At 62.3% G+C, this 18,015-nt stretch carries 18 protein-coding genes; 3 read left to right on the forward strand and 15 right to left on the reverse strand.

Annotated features, from left to right (window positions below):
* Positions 1 to 86: 86 nt before the first annotated feature.
* Positions 87 to 962 carry a LysR substrate-binding domain-containing protein gene (locus TMS3_RS02375; RefSeq protein WP_025163642.1) on the reverse strand — a complete coding sequence of 292 codons (876 nt, stop codon included), beginning with the start codon at positions 960 to 962 and terminating at the stop codon, positions 87 to 89.
* 111 nt (positions 963 to 1,073) lie between these two features.
* Between TMS3_RS02375 and TMS3_RS02380 the strand changes: the two genes are divergently transcribed.
* The gene (locus TMS3_RS02380; protein WP_025163643.1) at positions 1,074 to 1,499 is read left to right on the forward strand and encodes a VOC family protein; all 426 of its coding nucleotides are present in this window, start codon (positions 1,074 to 1,076) and stop codon (positions 1,497 to 1,499) included.
* A gap of 63 nt (positions 1,500 to 1,562) precedes the next feature.
* Here the strand turns inward: TMS3_RS02380 and TMS3_RS02385 are convergent, their stop codons facing one another.
* Genes TMS3_RS02385 through TMS3_RS02405 form a run of 5 tightly spaced genes read right to left on the reverse strand, consistent with a single transcriptional unit; the run spans position 1,563 to position 5,511 of the window.
* Complete coding sequence (locus TMS3_RS02385; protein ID WP_025163644.1) at positions 1,563 to 2,198, reverse strand: SCO family protein; 636 nt, start codon at positions 2,196 to 2,198, stop codon at positions 1,563 to 1,565.
* A gap of 12 nt (positions 2,199 to 2,210) precedes the next feature.
* Positions 2,211 to 3,110, reverse strand: coding sequence for a heme o synthase (cyoE, locus tag TMS3_RS02390; protein ID WP_025163645.1), 900 nt, complete (start codon positions 3,108 to 3,110; stop codon positions 2,211 to 2,213).
* A gap of 24 nt (positions 3,111 to 3,134) precedes the next feature.
* Positions 3,135 to 4,196: a COX15/CtaA family protein gene (locus TMS3_RS02395; RefSeq protein ID WP_025163646.1), complete on the reverse strand. Its 1,062-nt coding sequence runs from the start codon at positions 4,194 to 4,196 to the stop codon at positions 3,135 to 3,137.
* Positions 4,197 to 4,220: 24 nt separating this feature from the next.
* Positions 4,221 to 4,805, reverse strand: coding sequence for a hypothetical protein (locus tag TMS3_RS02400; RefSeq protein ID WP_025163647.1), 585 nt, complete (start codon positions 4,803 to 4,805; stop codon positions 4,221 to 4,223).
* A complete protein-coding gene (locus tag TMS3_RS02405; RefSeq protein ID WP_025163648.1) occupies positions 4,780 to 5,511 on the reverse strand; it encodes an SURF1 family protein in 732 nt (243 codons plus the stop codon). The genes TMS3_RS02400 and TMS3_RS02405 overlap by 26 nt, the downstream gene beginning before the upstream one ends.
* An 87-nt stretch (positions 5,512 to 5,598) precedes the next feature.
* Between TMS3_RS02405 and TMS3_RS02410 the strand changes: the two genes are divergently transcribed.
* Entirely contained in the window at positions 5,599 to 5,802 is a 204-nt protein-coding gene (locus TMS3_RS02410) for a twin transmembrane helix small protein (RefSeq protein ID WP_025163649.1), read from the forward strand.
* Positions 5,803 to 5,869: 67 nt separating this feature from the next.
* Here TMS3_RS02410 and TMS3_RS02415 read toward each other — a convergent pair whose 3' ends face one another.
* Genes TMS3_RS02415 through coxB form a run of 4 tightly spaced genes read right to left on the reverse strand, consistent with a single transcriptional unit; the run spans position 5,870 to position 10,108 of the window.
* Positions 5,870 to 6,757: a cytochrome c oxidase subunit 3 gene (locus tag TMS3_RS02415; RefSeq protein WP_025163650.1), complete on the reverse strand. Its 888-nt coding sequence runs from the start codon at positions 6,755 to 6,757 to the stop codon at positions 5,870 to 5,872.
* An 11-nt stretch (positions 6,758 to 6,768) separates the two neighbouring features.
* The gene (locus TMS3_RS02420; protein WP_025163651.1) at positions 6,769 to 7,317 is read right to left on the reverse strand and encodes a cytochrome c oxidase assembly protein; all 549 of its coding nucleotides are present in this window, start codon (positions 7,315 to 7,317) and stop codon (positions 6,769 to 6,771) included.
* Between the two features lie 57 nt (positions 7,318 to 7,374).
* Positions 7,375 to 8,979, reverse strand: a complete 1,605-nt coding sequence (gene ctaD, locus TMS3_RS02425) for a cytochrome c oxidase subunit I (RefSeq protein ID WP_025163652.1) — start codon at positions 8,977 to 8,979, stop codon at positions 7,375 to 7,377.
* 4 nt (positions 8,980 to 8,983) lie between these two features.
* A complete protein-coding gene (coxB, locus tag TMS3_RS02430; protein WP_025163653.1) occupies positions 8,984 to 10,108 on the reverse strand; it encodes a cytochrome c oxidase subunit II in 1,125 nt (374 codons plus the stop codon).
* A 362-nt stretch (positions 10,109 to 10,470) separates the two neighbouring features.
* On the opposite strand from coxB, the gene TMS3_RS02435 reads away from it, so the two are divergent.
* Entirely contained in the window at positions 10,471 to 11,127 is a 657-nt protein-coding gene (locus tag TMS3_RS02435; protein ID WP_025163654.1) for a hypothetical protein, read from the forward strand.
* Positions 11,128 to 11,189: 62 nt separating this feature from the next.
* Here TMS3_RS02435 and TMS3_RS02440 read toward each other — a convergent pair whose 3' ends face one another.
* The 5 genes from TMS3_RS02440 to xylB all read right to left on the reverse strand — a co-directional run bounded on the left by TMS3_RS02440 (position 11,190) and on the right by xylB (position 17,982).
* Complete coding sequence (locus TMS3_RS02440) at positions 11,190 to 11,909, reverse strand: carbonic anhydrase (RefSeq protein WP_025163655.1); 720 nt, start codon at positions 11,907 to 11,909, stop codon at positions 11,190 to 11,192.
* A 400-nt stretch (positions 11,910 to 12,309) separates the two neighbouring features.
* Entirely contained in the window at positions 12,310 to 13,569 is a 1,260-nt protein-coding gene (locus TMS3_RS02445) for a maltoporin (RefSeq protein WP_025163656.1), read from the reverse strand.
* Between the two features lie 180 nt (positions 13,570 to 13,749).
* The gene (gene pgi / locus TMS3_RS02450; protein ID WP_025163657.1) at positions 13,750 to 15,414 is read right to left on the reverse strand and encodes a glucose-6-phosphate isomerase; all 1,665 of its coding nucleotides are present in this window, start codon (positions 15,412 to 15,414) and stop codon (positions 13,750 to 13,752) included.
* Positions 15,415 to 15,464: 50 nt separating this feature from the next.
* Positions 15,465 to 16,406 (reverse strand): carbohydrate kinase family protein, encoded by a 942-nt coding sequence (locus tag TMS3_RS02455; protein ID WP_025163658.1) that lies wholly within the window; start codon positions 16,404 to 16,406, stop codon positions 15,465 to 15,467.
* A 91-nt stretch (positions 16,407 to 16,497) separates the two neighbouring features.
* Positions 16,498 to 17,982 carry a xylulokinase gene (xylB, locus tag TMS3_RS02460; protein ID WP_025163659.1) on the reverse strand — a complete coding sequence of 495 codons (1,485 nt, stop codon included), beginning with the start codon at positions 17,980 to 17,982 and terminating at the stop codon, positions 16,498 to 16,500.
* Between the last annotated feature and the right edge of the window lie 33 nt (positions 17,983 to 18,015).

Here is an 18,015-nt window from a genome sequence, read left to right on the forward strand (position 1 = left end):
CCGCACTCAAGCTGCACCGAGTAAAAACCCGCTGACCCAGCGGGTTTTTACTGCCCGCTAGCCGCGCGGTAGCCCGCAGCGGGCGCCTACAGCTGCTCCGCCTTGGCCACCTCGGCCAGGCAGTGCAACAAACACTCCAGCGCCGGCTGACGCTGCGCCCTACGCAGCACGCCGACCAGCTCGCGGTGGAAGGTCAGCTCGCCCAATTCGAGCACCCGAAGCCGGGTCGGTCGCTGCAGCCATAAGCCGGCACGCGGGATCAAGGCAACGCCCAGACCGCACTCGACCATCCGTACTATGGCCTCCAGTTCATCAAGCTCCAGCGCCTCGCGCACATTCAGGCGCTGCTCGCGGAGAAACTGGCTGACCCGTCGCCCGCCAAATGAGCGGCGGTCGTAGCGCACGAAGGGCTGCTCACTGAGCAAGCGCAACGGATCGTCACCGTCAGTTTCCAGCGGCGCTATCAGCACGAAGGGCTCCCGCGCCAGACTGACCTGCAACAGCTCCTTGGGTAACTCGAAGGGCGGTTTGATCAGCAGGGCCAGATCCAGCTCGCCAGCGTCCACCTGGCTCAACAGATTCAGCGAGACGCCCGGCACCAGCTTCAACTCGACCCGCGGCGCCGCGGCGCGGAAACGCGGCAAGGCTTCGGGTAGCAAGCCGGTCTGTAACGTGGCGATGGCACCGACCCGTAACTCGCCCTGCCACTCGGCCGCCGAGGTGGGTAAGGCCATTTGCGTGTACAGGGCCAACATCTGCTCGGCCAGTGGCAAGGCATGCCGCCCGGCTGCGTTGAGTACGGCGTTGCGGCCACTGCGATCGAACAGGCGCACACCGAGGCTCTGCTCCAGTACGCGCATCTGTGCACTGACTGCCGACTGGGTCAGGCCGACCTGTTGCCCCGCCGCAGCGAAGGTGCCATGGCGGGCGACCATCACGAAGGTTTTTAGCTCACGCAACATTCGCGCCTCGACTGATCAATTTTATTTGTGCTGGAGCGCAAGAATATTCGCTTTTAATCAGCATCGCTGTTACTAAAATCAGTGGTTCACCAACCTGCAAGGACTATCGCCATGTCACTCGCGCCCTTCCATCTGGCCATCCCGGTCCACGACCTGGGCGCCGCCCGGCATTTCTACGCCGAAGTATTCGGTTGTGCCGAGGGCCGCAGCAGTGAGCATTGGGTGGACTTCGACTTCTTCGGTCACCAACTGGTCATTCATCAGGCGCCGAAGATGCCGCATCAGGAGGCCGCCCACAGCAACCCGGTAGACGGCCACGACGTACCTGTGCCGCATTTCGGCGTGGTGCTGGACTGGGATGACTGGCAGCGGCTGGCCGCACGACTGCAGGCTCAGAACACTGAATTCGTGATCGAACCTCATGTGCGCTTTCAGGGTCAGGTTGGCGAGCAGGCCACCCTGTTCTTGCTCGACCCCTGCGGCAATGCCCTGGAGTTCAAAGCCTTCAGGGACATGTCGCAGTTATTCGCCCGCTAACGGCTGCAGCGGAGGCATAGGCAAGCGGATGCCCGCCCGGGCACCGTGCCCTGGATGGCGGGACTAACTGCGCGGCGCCATCAAGGCGGGCAACTGCTGCACGAGTTTTTCATTGTTCAGCGGCGCGCGGATGAAACCGCGCTGGGTGCCGTCCGGGCCGAGGATCACCAGATTGCCGCTGTGGTTGACGGTGTAGTTTTCCTCGCTGGTATCGGCCGGGATATAGGGAATGCTCACCGCGTTGGCGAGTTTCTGGATGCTGTCCTGCTCGCCGGTCAGGCCAACGAAGTCGGCATCGAAGTAGTTCAGGTACTTCTTCAATTGCTCCGGCGTATCGCGCTGGGGGTCGACGCTGACCAGCACCACACGCAGATTGCCCCGCGTCTCTTCCGGCAGCTTGCTGCGCAGTTGGCGTAAGTCGGCGAGCGTGGCCGGACAGATGTCCGGGCAGAAGGTGTAGCCAAAAAACAGCAGGCTCCACTGATCCTTGAGCTGATCGACGGCAAACGCCTGACCATTTTGATCGATCAAGCTTAGCTCAGGCAGCGTACGGCTCTGCGGCAGCAGCACGATGCCGGCATCGAGCAGCTCGGTCGGGTCGGCCTGGCCCTTGCTGGTCAGCACCTTGTTGACGGTCAGACCCAACACCAGCGCGACGAGGGCAACGAGAATAAAAACGGTTTTCTGGATTCGGGTCATGGCACCAACGGTTTACAGATTGAGTAGCAGGTAATGATCGACCAGCAGGGCGATAAACAACAGGAACAGGTACCAGATACTGTACTTGAAGGTATTGATCGCCGCGTGCGGTTTGCTGTCACGGTACAGCACCCAGGCCCAGTGCATGAAGCGCGCACCCAGACCGATGGCACACAGCAGGTAGAGCAGGCCGCTCATGTGGATGACAAACGGCAGCAGGCTGACCGCAATCATCATCGCGGTGTACAGCAGGATATGCACCTTGGTGTAGTGCTCGCCGTGGGTCACCGGCAGCATCGGGATATCGGCCTTGGCGTACTCCGCCTTGCGGTGGATGGCCAGGGCCCAGAAGTGCGGCGGTGTCCAGGCGAAGATGATCAGCACCAACAGCAGCGGTTCGGCGGTTATCTGGCCAGTCACCGCGACCCAGCCGAGCAACGGCGGCGCAGCGCCGGCCAAGCCACCGATGACGATGTTCTGTGGCGTGGCGCGCTTGAGAAAGCCGGTATAGATCACCGCATAACCCAGTAGCGAGGCCAGGGTCAGCCACGCCGCCAGCTCATTGGTAAAGCTCAGCAGCAGCACCAGCCCAGACACTGCAAGCACCAGAGCGAAACTCAGCGCCGCCGTCGGCGACACTCGCCCCTCGGCCAGCGGGCGCTTGTGGGTGCGCGCCATGATCGAGTCGATACGCCGATCCACCACATGGTTGACCGCAGCGGCTGCGCCAGCACACAGGCCGATGCCCAGGTTGCCGAAAATCAGCACCTGCCAGGGCACCCCGGCGCGTGTGGCGAGAAACATGCCGACCAACGACGTGATCAGCATCAGCACCACCACCCGTGGCTTGGTCAGTTCCAGGTAGTCGCGCCAGCTGGCGTGGGTGTGCTCTTTACTCAGTAGCGTCGCCATCAGCTCTCTCCTCGATCGTTCTTGTTATTTGCTCGACAACGCCGCGAAGTCGGTCCGGGTCGTCGTCTCGCCAGTCTGCTGGTGCGCGGCCTTGGCCGTCACGGCCACCTCTGCACGCACGCGGTAATTGATCAACACCATAGTCAGCAGCAATACCGCGCCGCCGAGGTTATGCGCAACCGCAACCAGTAAGGGCAGGTGAAAGATCACGTTGCTCATGCCCAGGCCGACCTGTGTCGCCAGTGCCAGCAACAGCAAAGCGGCCAGGCGCGGCAGGCCGCCACGGCGCAGCTGCCAGGCGAGCAACAGGAGTAACGCAGTCACCAACACGGCGCCCAGGCGATGGGTCATGTGGATAGCGGTGCGCGCCTCACTGTCAAGCTGGCCACCCAGGTAATTCGGGCCGATATGCTGGGACAGATGGAAGCCATTGGCGAAATCCATCTCCGGCCACCACTGGCCATGACAGGTCGGCAGATCCACGCAGGCGACTGCTGCGTAGTTGCTACTGACCCAGCCGCCAAGGGCGATCTGGGCAATCACCAGGGCCAAGCCAGCCGCGGCCAGGTTGCGCAGGCGCCGGGATGGCTTGGACAACACGGGCGCTGAGTCGGACAGGCGCAGGGTCAGCAGAAAGAGCAGGCTGAGCGTAGCGAAACCGCCGAGCAAATGAGCGGTAACCACCTGCGGCCAGAGCTTGAGGGTAACCGTCCACATGCCGAACGCTGCCTGCAGGATCACCAGGCCGAGTAGCAACAACGGCAGTTTTAGCGGCTGCCCGGGCACGCCACGCTGGCGCAGGGCCTGTACGGCCAGCGCGAGAATCACCAGGCCGAGGCTTCCGGCAAAATAGCGATGGATCATTTCATACCAGCCCTTGGCCACTTCCACCGGCGCCTCGGGGAAGCGCACCTCGGCCAAGCCCTGTTTATGCTCGCTCATCGGCACCCCGATAAAGCCATAACAACCAGGCCAGTCCGGGCAGCCGAGACCCGCATGGCTCAGCCGGGTATAGGCACCGAGCATGACCACCAGCATGGCCAGCAGGGTGGCAAACAAGGCAATGCGGTAGCCGGGCTTCGTCATCGCTGATCCTTCCTCAACGGCCAGTCAGTCTATTTGCGAAATCTTCAAGAGATAGCGTAGGTCGTCGAGGACCCCTTTGCCTTTGCTGCTGGCGTCATAGCGCAGCACCAGATTGCCGAGCGGGTCGACGATCCACAGCTGCGCAGCCTCGGTTTCGCCGGCGATCCGCCCATAGGCCTGGGGTTCCAGCTGAAAACGGATCAATTGCGGATAGCCGCGGCGCAACTCGGCGTCGTAGTCGGCGCTCAACGGCGGAGTGCTGGCCAGGGCGTGAGAGGCACGCGCGACGTCACGATTAAGGCCGATATGGATTTGCCGGGCGAGAAATACCAGTTGCCGGCAGTCCGTATCGCAAACGCTTGGCGCGGTGACCAGGAGTTGCCAGCGCGTTTCTTCGCCAGCCACTACGCCCAGGTCTGCGCGGGTCTGACCATTGCCGATCAACTCACCGTGATAGCTCCGGCTTTCCGGCACCCAGAAGCGCCAATGGTACATGGCACTGGCCAGGAGCATGGGCCCGATGACGATGGCCAACAGCAGCAGCAACTGCCAGCGACCGCGCCGACGGGGTTGTGCAGGCGTTTCAGGCAGGGCGATGGCTGGGTTCATGGCGAGTCTCCCGCGCGTTATGTAAACCAAGATAGATGAACAGACCGAGTAGCGTTACCGCCAAGGCGAACCATTGCACGGCATAACCCAAATGTTTATCCGGGCTCATGGCGACTATCGGCCAGTCGACTTGAAAGGATGCGGGGCCGGGGTACAGGCGCAACTCATGGCTCAATCCGGCACGCCCCAGTTGCTGCCAGAGCGCCTGCGGCTCGACCCGCGTGATCAACCGAGGCCAGCCCTTCTCCGGCGGCGCTTGTTGCAGCTGCAGGGTATCGCCCAGCGAGACATAGACCCAGGCGGTCAGGCTCAACGGCGTTTGCGGGGTAGTGAAACTCGGAGTTACTCGCCGGTCCCGCCAGGGTAGCCAACCGCGATTGAGCAGCAACCACAGGCCACTGTTCTGATCGTAGAAGGGCTGCAGAATCTCCACGCCCGCCTGGCCGCCACGGGTGCGGTTGTCCAGCAACAAACTATGCTGCGCGTCGAACTGCCCGAACAGCTGGACTCGGGTGTAGGCAGGATCGGGATGACCTTCCAGCTCGCCAAGGCTGATCGGTGCGGCCAGTTGCTGCACCTGCTGAACAGCCAACAACTGACGCTTTTCTTCCGCCCGTGCCAGCTGCCAGAAGCCCAAGCCGACCAACGTCGGCACTAGCAGCAAGACCAGCAGGCTGGGCAAATAGCCTGGACGAAAGGCGTTCATGGGTATCTACCAAAAGCCCCGGCGAAGCTGGTTATGAAGCTGGTTATACTGCGGATACCGCGCATTCCCCTTCCCCCGGAGTCACGCATGCTCAAGGCCGCGATCATCCTCTTTCTCCTGGCCACCCTGGTCAGCCTGTTCAGCGGTCTGTTCTTCCTGGTCAAGGACGAGGGCCGCAGTTCACGGCTGGTCAATGCGCTGACCGCTCGCGTGACACTCACGGCCATTACCGTCGGCCTGATCGCCTGGGGCTTCTACAGTGGCCAGTTGAGCCCCCACGTCACCTGGTAGCAGGCTCGCGAGCCGGCCCCATGAAACCAATGAGCGTGGCGTGCTGCGCTCAACCGACAAGGCCGCGCTACAGCACATAAACAAAGGTAAACAGCCCTAACCAGACCACGTCGACGAAGTGCCAATACCAGGCGGCAGCCTCGAAGCCGAAGTGCTGGTCGGGAGTGAAATGCCCGCGCAAGATACGGATCAGCATGACCGTGAGCATGATTGCGCCCAAGGTGACGTGAGCGCCGTGAAAGCCGGTGAGCATGAAGAAAGTCGCACCGTAGATACCCGAACCCAGGGTCAGCCCCAGTTCCTCATAGGCTTCCACATACTCAATGGCCTGGAACGCCAGAAACGCCGCACCGAGCAGTACGGTCAGCGCCAACCAGAGTTTCAGGGGCGTGCGGTGGTTCTTGCGTAGCGCGTGGTGAGCGAAGGTCAGGGTGAAGCTCGACGACACCAGCAGCACGGTGTTGAGCAGCGGCAGATGCCAAGGGTCGATCACCGCGCTAGGCGCAGGAAACAACTTGGAATCCGGATTGTTGAGCAGCGGCCAGCTGTACTCGAAACCCGGCCACAACATGTTCGCGATGCCCTTGTCGCCCTCGCCACCGAGCCAGGGGCCGGCCCAGGTACGCACATAGAACAGCACCCCGAAGAACGCCGCGAAGAACATCACCTCGGAGAAGATGAACCAGCTCATGCCCCAGCGGAACGAGCGATCCATCTGCCCGCTGTACATGCCGGAGCGGCTTTCCTTGATCACGGTACCGAACCAGCCGAACAGCATGTACGCGACCAGCAGTCCGCCGACAAAGAAGATCAGTGGGCCACTGGACTCCGGCCGCCCCGCCTTCATGTCGTTGAACCAGGTGCCGAGCCCGTAGACCGTGATCAGCAGGCCGAGGGTGGCGATGATCGGCCACTTGCTCTGGGCCGGAACGTAATACTGCTCGTGAGACGCCATCTTTGTTCTCCTTATTGGCTCACCTGGGCGACAGGCGGTTTACGCGCAGTGACATCGAATAAAGTGTAAGCCAGAGTCAGGTGGTGCACGTCGGCCGGTAGGTCGCGGTCGACAATGAAGCGCACCGGCATTTCGATACGCTCGCCGGGCTGCAACACCTGTTGGGTGAAACAGAAACACTCGGTCTTGTGAAAGAAGGCGGCCGCCTTGGATGGCGCCACGCTGGGAATGGCCTGGGCAGTCATCGGCCGGTCGGTGGGGTTGAACGCGACGAACAACATCTCGTTACTGCCCCCCGGATGCACCAGCAAATCATCGGCCTTGGCGCGAAACTCCCAAGACATGCCCGCAGCGTTGGTGGCGAGAAACTGCACGCGCACCTGACGTTGCTCATCCACTACCTGGGCGCCGCTGTAGGCCCCGGCGGTTTTACCGTTGATGCCAAAGGCCTGGCACATCACGTCGTAGATCGGCACCAGAGCGAAACCGAAGGCAAACATCGCCACCACCACCAGGGACAGCCGCAGAACCAGGCGACGGATGCCGAGCGCTTCACTCATGGCCGATTCCTCTGCGCGAATTCGCAGGGTTGCCGAAGCGCCTGCCTGCGGTGCTCATCACTTCACTTCCGGCGGAGTCTGGAAGGTGTGATAGGGCGCCGGCGAAGGCACCGTCCACTCCAGCCCGTCGGCTCCGTCCCATGGTTTGGCCGCAGCGGGCTTGCCGCCACGGATGCACTTGATGACGATAAACAGGAACAACAGCTGGGTCGCACCGAACATGAAGGCTCCGATCGAGGAGACCATGTTGAAGTTGGCGAACATCATGTTGTAGTCGGGGATCCGCCGCGGCATGCCAGCCAGACCGACGAAGTGCATCGGGAAGAACGCCATGTTCATGCCGATGAAGCTCATCCAGAAATGCAGCTTGCCGAGGGTCTCGTCATACATGTGCCCCGTCCACTTCGGTAGCCAGAAGTAGGCTGAGGCGAAGATGCCGAAGATCGCCCCCGGCACCAGCACGTAGTGGAAGTGCGCCACCACGAAATAGGTGTCGTGGTATTGGAAGTCCGCCGGGGCGATGGCCAGCATCAGTCCGGAGAAGCCGCCAATGGTGAACAGAATGACGAAGGCCACGGCGAACAGCATCGGCGTCTCGAAGGTCATCGAACCGCGCCACATGGTGCTCGCCCAGTTGAACACCTTGACCCCGGTGGGCACGGCGATCAGCAGGGTGGCGTACATGAAGAACAACTCGCCGGTGAGCGGAATGCCCACGGTGAACATGTGGTGCGCCCAGACGATGAACGAGAGGAAGGCGATCGATGCGGTGGCGTAGACCATCGAGGTGTAACCGAACAGCGGCTTGCGCGCGAAGGCCGGGATGATCGAGCTGACCGCGCCGAAGGCGGGCAGGATCATGATGTACACCTCGGGGTGGCCGAAGAACCAGAATACATGCTGGAACAGCACTGGATCGCCACCGCCAGCGGCACTGAAGAAGCTGGTGCCGAAGTGGATGTCCATCAGCATCATGGTCACGCACCCGGCCAGCACCGGCATCACCGCGATCAGCAGGAAGGCTGTGATCAACCAGGTCCAGACGAACAACGGCATCTTCATCAGGGTCATGCCCGGTGCGCGCAGGTTGAGGATGGTGGCGACCACGTTGATCGCCCCCATGATCGAACTGATGCCCATAAGGTGGATGGCGAAGATGAAGAAGGTCACGCTTTCCGGCGCGTAGGTAGTGGACAACGGCGCGTAGAAGGTCCAGCCGAAGTTCGGCCCGCCGCCTGCCGTGAACAGGGTCGACACCAGCAGGCCAAAAGCCGCCGGTAACAGCCAGAAGCTGAAGTTGTTCATCCGCGGCAAGGCCATGTCCGGCGCGCCGATCATCAACGGAATCATCCAGTTGGCGAGGCCGACGAACGCCGGCATCACCGCACCGAAGACCATGATCAGGCCGTGCATGGTAGTCATCTGGTTGAAGAATTCAGGCTGCACGATTTGCAGCCCGGGTTGGAACAGCTCGGCGCGGATCACCATGGCCATGCTGCCGCCCAGCAGAAACATGGCGAAGCTGAACCACAGGTACATGGTGCCGATGTCCTTGTGGTTGGTGGTCAGTACCCAGCGCATCAGGCCCTTGGCCGGTCCGTGGTGATGGTCATCCCCGGCATGGCCATGACCTTTATGATCCGTATCGATCACTGCACTCATGTCCTTACTCCTGAGCCTGTTTGAACGTGAGAATGTCCTTGGGCGTGACCATGTCACCGACCTTGTTGCCCCAGGCATTGCGTTCGTAAGTGATGATGGCGGCGATATCGACTTCCGACAGTTGCTTGCCGAAGGCGGCCATGGAGGTGCCCGGCTTGCCGTTGACCACGATGCCGATATGCTCCTCGACGGGCCCGGTGGCGATGGCAGAGCCTTTCAACGCTGGGAACATCGGCGGCAAGCCTTCACCGCTAGCCTGGTGACAGGCGGCACAGGTGGTGTTGTAGGTCTTCTCGCCGCGGGCCATAAGCTCTTCCTGACTCCACTCCTTGCTCGTCAGCTCCTTCTCCGCGGCGGACGCTTGCTTGCGCTCGGCCAGCCAGGTGGCGAAATCCGCTTTCGTTTTGACCTCGACCACTATCGGCATGAAGCCATGATCCTTGCCGCACAACTCGGCGCACTGGCCGCGATACAGCCCCGGCTCGTCGACCCGCGTCCAGGACTCGTTGACGAAGCCGGGAATGGCGTCCTTTTTAACCGCCAGCGCCGGCACCCACCAGGAATGGATGACATCGGCTGAGGTGATCAGGAAGCGCACCTTGGTCCCGGCTGGCACCACCAGCGGCTCATCGACCTCCAGCAGGTAGTGCTCGCCCTTTTCGGCTTTGTTGTTGATCTGCTCGGCCGGCGTGGTCAGGTTGCTGAAGAACTCGACGTCCTGCCCCAGGTATTTGTATTGCCATTTCCACTGGTAGCCGGTGATCTGAATATCCAGCTCGGATTCCGAGCTGTCGTAGATATCGATCAGGGTCTTGGTCGCGGGGATCGCCATCAGCACCAGAATCACCAAGGGCACCACGGTCCAGAGAATCTCTACCGTAGTGCTTTCGTGAAAGTGCGCGGGCTCTTGTCCTGTGGAACGGCGGTGGATCAGCATCGACCAGAACATGGCGCCGAACACCACCACGCCGATCACTACGCAGATCCAGAAGATAGTCATGTGCAAGTCAAACACTGAGCGGCTGACCTCGGTAGCACCAGGCGCCATATTGACGCCCCATTCGGCTTGCGCCGCACCAAATGCCAACCACAGCAGGAGGCCCATCCAAACTCGTGGATGTCGCGTCATTGCGGGTTCCCCTTATGGTTCTTGTTATCCCGCCGGCGGTGCCTGCGGCAAAGGGATCGACTGCCAATCTGCTGGCGACCACTGTCGAAACCTCTCCGTGCCGAAGCCCGTCCGGTTCCATCAAGTACTGTCTTTCGAGTTCGAGTATAGACGGGGTCTTCCACCTCGCAACGCCAAAACGAAAATGACCAAAGCCCCGCAAGGCTTGTCCTAAACGCCACGCTTGTCCCCAGCGGGATAAAATCGACTGCGCCGCGTTATAGCGCACTCGCATAAGTATTAAAAAATTATGACAATCGCGTCTTAGCAACCGCGCCCAGCCAGCTATGTTTCACGCCCATGTCATCATTTCAGGAGACGCCATGAACACTCCCGCCCTGCGCGAACTGATCCAGCGCGCCCAGCAACATGACGCCAGCAGCGGCCAGCTTGCCCGACTACTGCAGGCTCAACTCGACCACCTGCACCCCTCGATACGCCTGCCAAGCGATGATGCGCTGGGCGCGCTGACGCGCTTCGTCATGGCCTATATCGAGCAAGTACCGGATGTTCTGGAGGCGGCCAATCAGGTCGCTCGCGAAGCCGGAATCGAAGCTCAGATCAAACCGGTTCTGAAAGTCGCGGAACAGTTCTTTATCCAGCCGCCGGCCTTGATGGCTGGGCACGATGGCCTCGACGGCCTGCTCGATGAGGCCTACCTGGCCCATCGCCTGGTCGAGGAAGTCAATGACCGCTACATCGCGCACCTGGGCCAGCCGCTGATTCCGTTGGACACCACGGTGGCCAACCTGATCGCCCACCAATTGATCGGTGAGCCCTTTGCCAACCAGTTGGACGAAGCCGTGCACCACGCGGTGGACGGCATGCTCGATGAAGCCAGCTTCGCCCAAGACTCGGTAGTGGCCTACCGCAAGCGCCTGAGCGACCCACAAACCGAAGCGGCCTGGAGACGCTGGCCCTGCCTCTCCGGCCAATTGGGTGTCGAGTTGGTGCTGGACCAGACCCGCGCTGCCGGGTAGCACGCCTGGCCTGAGCTAAAGGCCCAGCTGACATCGGACGAAGCCCCTGACCAATCTGAGCTTCAGGCGTGCGGGTAACGCGCCCGAGGTGTGGCCATCGGCAGCGGGCCGTTGCCGATCAGGCGGAACGTGCCTTGCTCGGCGTCATAGGCCTTGATATCGCCGGTCTCGATGTCATACACCCAACCGTGGATAAACAGCTGGCCGCTGGCCAGGCGCGAGGCCACCGAGGGGTGGGTGCGCAGGTGGTCGAGTTGAGCCACGACGTTTTCCTCGGTGAGGATGCCGAGGGTGGTGTGATCGGCGCAGCCGCAATTGTCCGCGACCACTGTCTTGGCCACTTCGGCATGGCGTAGCCAGGCCTTGACCGTAGGCATGCGCTTGAGGGTCTCAGGGTCGAGCACCGCCTTCATCGCACCGCAGTCGGAATGCCCGCAGATGATGATGTGATGCACCCCGAGCGCCATCACCGCGAACTCGATGGCCGTGGACACCCCGCCCATCATCTGCCCGTAGGGCGGCACCACGTTGCCAACATTGCGGGCAACGAACAGGTCGCCGGGATCACTCTGGGTAATCAGCTCGGGGACGATGCGCGAGTCGGCACAGGTGATGAACATCGCCCGCGGCGTCTGTTCATGGGCGAGCTTCTTGAACAACGCCTGTTGCTGCGGCACGACCTCCTCACGAAAGCGTCGAAAACCCTCGACAATGTTGTGCAGCGCCTCCTCGGCGCTCTCAGTCACGGTCACTGGCGTGGCGCTGTGCTGTTCGTTATCCATACTGGCAACCTCAATAAAACTGCGGAAATCACAATCGCCCGACGTGGCAGGTGCTCTGGGCAGGTTGTTACATACCCTAAGTGGACACTCGCCGCGAACCTTCGGTCACCACGCGTCCTTCCAATAGTCACCCGCGCCCCCAGATACAACCCTGCCAGGAGATGCTCAACAGCAGCCCCTGGCAGTATTGTCGGCGCACCAGGCAAGCGCCGCAGTCTAGTGGTCTGGGTGGCAAGTTCACCTTAGTCAAGTTCAGCGAGTGAGGCCCCGGTACTGCGTTGCCGCTCCTCGCCATAGCCTGCTATGACTCGTCGCAGCGTCTGGTCTCGGAACCTCAACCATCCGAACTTGAGTTAACCAACTATCCGTACAGCCCACCAGTCGCTAGCGTAACTGGCGGTCACCACCAGTACTCGACCTGCGCACCGAAGTTGGAGCCATGCAGCGCGGTCTCGAAGGCACCGCTGTCGGACAAGGCAGAACCTGCTGCCAACTCACTGGCTGCACGCTGTGCTGCCTGGTTCCAGGTGGCATAGGTGTAATACAGGCGGAACTCGGGGCGTACCCAGAAACCAGGACCGGCCGGCGACCAGGTCGGTGCGATGGTGAACTTGGTCAGCTTGCGGGTGCCGCCCGGCGCCTGGACCTGATCACGACCCAGTTCGCCAATCAGCTTGAACTGCTCGGTGAAGGCATACGTCGTCCGCCCACCCACCGACAACCAGTTCTGGTAGCTCTGGTCCATTTGCTTGTCCTTCTGGTAGACCACCTGAAACTGCCCACCGATACGCGGAGTCATCTGCCAATCGAAGAACTCGACCAAGCGATAGCGTTTGGCGCTGTCGTCCAGGTTGACATCGCCGGTAGAGCCCAGCGCGGTACCGGGGCCAGCACCGTACTGCAGGGCAAAGGTGTTGTTGGCGCCGGAGCCGAAAACATCCTTCTGCTTATGCTGAGCGGTGATCGACCAGCCGCTGTAGGCGCCTTCGATATGGCGCGGCTTGTCGATATAGCTCAGGCCGAATTCCAGCTCACCCCCCGGATTGGTATCGAAGCCGGCCACGTTGAAGTCGTGACGGTTGATGTACTCCTGCTGGAACACACTGTCCTTACGCGAAAAGGCGTAGCTGTACTTCAGGCCACCCAGCTCGTAGTCCTCGATACCGGCGCCGGTGGCGCTCTGGTTCCAGTAGAAGAAGTCGGAGATATGGATGTCGTTGCGTTTGTAGAAGCGTCGTCCGGCCCACAGCGAACCGCCATTGAGCGCCGGCACGTTGCTCCATTCGGCGAACATCTGGTTCATCCGGGTAAAACCATGCTCGCCGGTGAACTCAGGCGTATGGCCGTACTCGTTGAACAACTGCGCCATGGCCTCGACACTCACCACCGAGCCGTCATCCAGGGTCAATAGATCCTGACGCAGGTCGAGCTCGGAATACTGCTCGCATTCGTTGCCCAGGCGATATTTCGATTGGGCACCGGGCAATTGGAAGCAGGACTGACTGCCATTGCCGTCCGCACTACCCACACCGCTGCGCACATAGCCGGTGAACTCCAGGGCCTGGACCTGGGGCAAAGCCAGGGTCAGGGCCAGCAGGTAGGGGGCGACGCGTACAGCGCCGGGTAGACGCGATGACCGAGGGTTGAGACTGATCTGCATGATTACTCCTGATTGTTTTTATTGTGTGAGGTGCTTCGGATAACCGCCGAAGCGACGGGTTGTTGCGGGTTATTCAGGCGCACAGCCTCCCTACCGAGCGGCGAATCGCTCGGCTTTGCGCACATGTAATGACTTGAGGGGGACGCTGCCGCGTTTTACTTCAGGCTTGGCGGCGTCCTATCAGCCACGATGACGACCGCGGAAGAAGTCGATCAAACCCTGGGTCGAGCCATCTTCGGCGGCACCTGTGTCGCTGCCGACCAGACGTGAATACACGCCCTTGCCCAGCTGCTTGCCCAGTTCCACGCCCCACTGATCGAAGGCGTTGGTGCCCCAGATCACGCTCTGGGCGAACACCTTGTGCTCATAGAGCGCAATCAAGGCGCCGAGCCGGCGCGGACTGACCCGTTCCATCACCAGGGTGTTGCTCGGCCGGTTGCCCGGGACCACCTTGTGTGCTGCCAGGCGCTGCACCTCGTCTTCGCCCAGGCCCTGGTCACGCAGCTCCCGCTCGGCCTCATGCAGGGTCTTGCCGAGCATCAATGCCTGGCTCTGCGACAGGCAGTTGGCGAACAGCCACTGGTGGTGATCGGCGACCGGGTTATAGCTGCTCACCGGCACGATGAAATCCGCCGGAATCAGCTGGGTGCCCTGGTGCAGTAACTGGTGATAGGCGTGCTGGCCGTTGCAACCGACCCCGCCCCAGATCACCGGGCCGGTTTGGAAATCCACGGCGCTGCCGTCCTGACGCACGCGCTTGCCGTTGGACTCCATGTCCAGTTGCTGCAGGTGCTTGGTGATATTGCGCAAATAGTGGTCGTACGGCAGGATCGCCTGGCTCTGCGCGCCCCAGAAATTGCCATACCAGATGCCCAGCAAGGCCAGCAGTACTGGCATGTTGCGTTCGAACGGCGCGTTCTGGAAGTGCTGGTCCATGCGGTAGGCACCGGACAGCAGCTCCTTGAAGTTGGACATGCCGATCGACATGGCGATGGGCATGCCGATTGCCGACCACAGCGAGTAGCGACCACCGACCCAGTCCCACATCGGCAGAATGTTCTCCTCGCGAATGCCGAAGGCCACTGCCGCGGGCGTATTGCTCGACACCGCGATGAAGTGGCGGTGCAGCTCGCCCTCGGTGCCGCCCTGGGCCAGATACCAGCCGCGCGCCGCCTGGGCGTTCTTCAGGGTTTCCAGGGTATTGAAGGTTTTCGACGAGACAATGAACAGGGTGGTTTCCGCGCGCAGCTTGGCCGACAGCTCATGGAACTCGCTACCATCGATATTGGCCAGATAATGGCAGCGCACACCGCGCTGGGCGAAAGGCAAGAGGGCTTCGGATACCAGCTGCGGTCCGAGGAAGGAGCCGCCGATGCCGATGTTGACCACATCGGTGATCGGCTTTTCGCTGTAGCCACGCCACAGGCCGTCATGCACACGGCCAACCAACTCGGTCATTTGATTGAGCACGCGATGCACCTCGGGCATCACATCCACCCCATCGACCAGCACCTTGTCGCCAATCGGTCGGCGTAGAGCCGTATGCAGGGCCGGGCGACGCTCCGAAGCGTTGACCAGCGCACCGTCGTACAACGCGTGAATCGCACGCTCCAGACCCGCTTCGCGCGCCAGACCGACCAGCAACTCGCGGGTCTGGGTGGTGATCAGGTTTTTCGAGTAGTCGAGGAACAGCCCGCAGTCTTTAAGGGAGAATTCGTCGAAACGCTCAGGCTGCTCGGCGAATGCCTCGCGCATGCTGAAACTGCCAAGGCTCTCGCGGTGCGCAGCGAGGGCCTGCCAACTGGGCAACTGGGTAACATCGAACGGTGACTGGGGGTACTGCATAACGACTCCTGCGGACGTGGATGCAAAAAAGGGTGAGGCCGCGGCCTGGCTCATGGCTGTTCCAGCTCATGGGCGTAGGGCAGATCCGGCCCGACCCGCGAGCAGGTCACTGCGGCTGCGCGGACGGCGTAGCCGAGCATTGCCTCGATGTGCCCGCGGGACAGCTCGGCCAGCGCCGCCGGGCTGTCCAGCCCATAGCGGGCCAGGTAGGCGAGCAGCGCGGCCTGGAAGGTGTCACCGGCGCCGACGGTATCGCGGGTCTGCACCGCCTGCGCCGGCACCGACCAATGCCCGTGCTGGCGGCTGTGCACGCTGGCACCGTCGCTGCCGTGGGTGAGGAACACCAGCTGACAACGCTGACCGAGCCACTGGCTGACGACCTCCTCGGGCTTGCGCTGCGGGTAGAGCAGCGCCAGGTCTTCCTCGCTGACCTTGATCAGGTGCGCCTGGGCGGCGAATGCCTCGATGCGCTGGCGCCACAGTTCGATACTGGGCTCGACGCCGAGGCGCACATTGGGGTCGAGGCTGATCAGGCGCTGATCGCACTCGCGCCGCACCAGTTCGAACAGGGTATCGGCGATGGGCGTCACCACCAGGGAGTAAGAGCCGACATGGATGCCGCGCACCTGCGTATCGAGTGCCGGCAGATGCTCAGTGCGCAGCTGCCGATCGGCGCAGCCCTCGCCGCGAAAGCTGTAGTGCGGCACGCCCTGGGCATCCACAGCGACCATCGCCAGGGTGGTTGGCGCGTCGCTGTCGACCAGATAGCGCTCGCTCACGCCTTCCTCCTGCAACACCCGGCGCAGCCGGGCACCGAGGAAGTCGCTGGACATCCCGGCGAACAGGGCCGAGTCGCTGCCCAGACGGCGCAAACCGACCGCCACATTGAACGGCGAGCCGCCGGCAATCGCCTGCAAATCCAGCTGACTGCTGCGCGCGCCGGCCGCCAGGCTGAAGACATCGAACAGGGCTTCACCACACACTAGATACATAACCGTCTCCGCTTCGGGGAAAGGCGCCGCAGCGCACAGGACATTCAGGTTCGGCGTAGCGCGTCTGGCTGGCAGACCCGCCGCCGGGTATTTATTGCAGCTGCTGCACCTGCTCGCGATAGCGCTGGTACACCACCTCATAGCGCGCACTGCGTTCAGGGTCCGGCTCGGTTGCGCAGCTCTCATCGAGGCTGACGCAGGTCGCACACAACTCGTCCAGGCTGGTGCTGCGCCCCTGTTCACGCGCCAGGCTCCAGGCCGCCTGAATCGCCGCACCGAGCGCCGCCGCCTCGGTATGCCGCGGACAGACCAGCGGGGTGGCCATGATGTCGGCGACGATCTGTCGCCATATCGGACTATTAGCGCCGCCACCGATCAAGCGGATGCTGCGGCATTCGATACCGCTGGCGCGCAACAGATCGAGGCCATAGCGCAGGCCGAAGCTGGTGCCTTCGACCACCGCCCGGCAGAGGTTGGCGCGGGTCAGGTTGTCGCTGGTCATGCCGAACAGGCTGGCGCTGGCATTCGGCAATGGCGGCACCCGTTCGCCATTGAGGAACGGCAACATCAGCAGCCCCTCGGCGCCGATCGGCGCTTGTGTCACCAGGGCGCCGAAGCTGGCCAGGTCCAGCTCCAGCAATTGCTGGATGGCGCCCGTGGCGTTGGTCAGGTTCATGGTGCAGATCAACGGCAGCCAGCCGCCGGAAGACGAGCAGAAACTGGCGACCTGCGGCTGCTGGCTGACCTGCGGTTGCTCGGCATAGGCGTACAGAGTGCCGGATGTGCCCAGGCTCATGGTGATCGCACCGGGGCGGATGTTGCCGGTGCCGATGGCCCCCATCATGTTGTCACCACCGCCGCTGGCCACCAGCGCACGCGGGTTGAGCCCCAGGCGCTGGGCGACTTGCGGGCGCAGCGGGCCGAGGCAGCGACCTGACTCGATGAGCTCCGGCAGGGCCGCCACCAAGCGCCCCGACGGATCGATATGCTCGAGCAAGGCGCTATCCCAGCGGCGCCGACGCACATCGAAATAGCCGGTGCCGGAAGCATCGCCATACTCGCTGCAGTAACGGCCGCTCAGCCAGTAGTTGAGGTAGTCGTGGGGCAGCAGGATATGGGCGATGCGCGCGAAGACGTCAGGGTGCTGCTCCTGGGTCCAGAGCAGTTTGGACACCGTGTAACCAGGCGCGATGGCCACGCCCAGACGCTCCAGCGAACCCGCCTCGCCGCCTAGGTAGTCGAGCAGGCGCTGATTCTGCGGCGCCGATTCGGTATCGCACCACAACTTGGCCGGCCGCAACACCTCGCCCTGCTCATCGAGCAACACCAGGCCGTGCTGTTGACCGGACACACCGACCGCGAGAATGGCGCTGCCGGGCACCCCGGCCTGCTCCAGGGCGGCGCGGGTGGCCTGCTCGAACGCCAGCAGCCAATCGGCCGGCTGCTGCTCGCGCTTGCCGTTAGCCGCGCTGATCAGCCGGTGCGCGGCACTGCCTTCGCCGAGTACCCGGCCGCTGTCGGCGTCCAGCACCAGCGCCTTGGTGCCCTGGGTTCCGCAATCGATGCCTAGAAACATACGCGTCTGATCCCGTGAATTCAGCCCAGGCTC

The sequence above is a fragment of the Pseudomonas taeanensis MS-3 genome, from assembly GCF_000498575.2.
In the GTDB taxonomy this organism is placed as follows: Bacteria; Pseudomonadota; Gammaproteobacteria; order Pseudomonadales; family Pseudomonadaceae; genus Aquipseudomonas; species Aquipseudomonas taeanensis.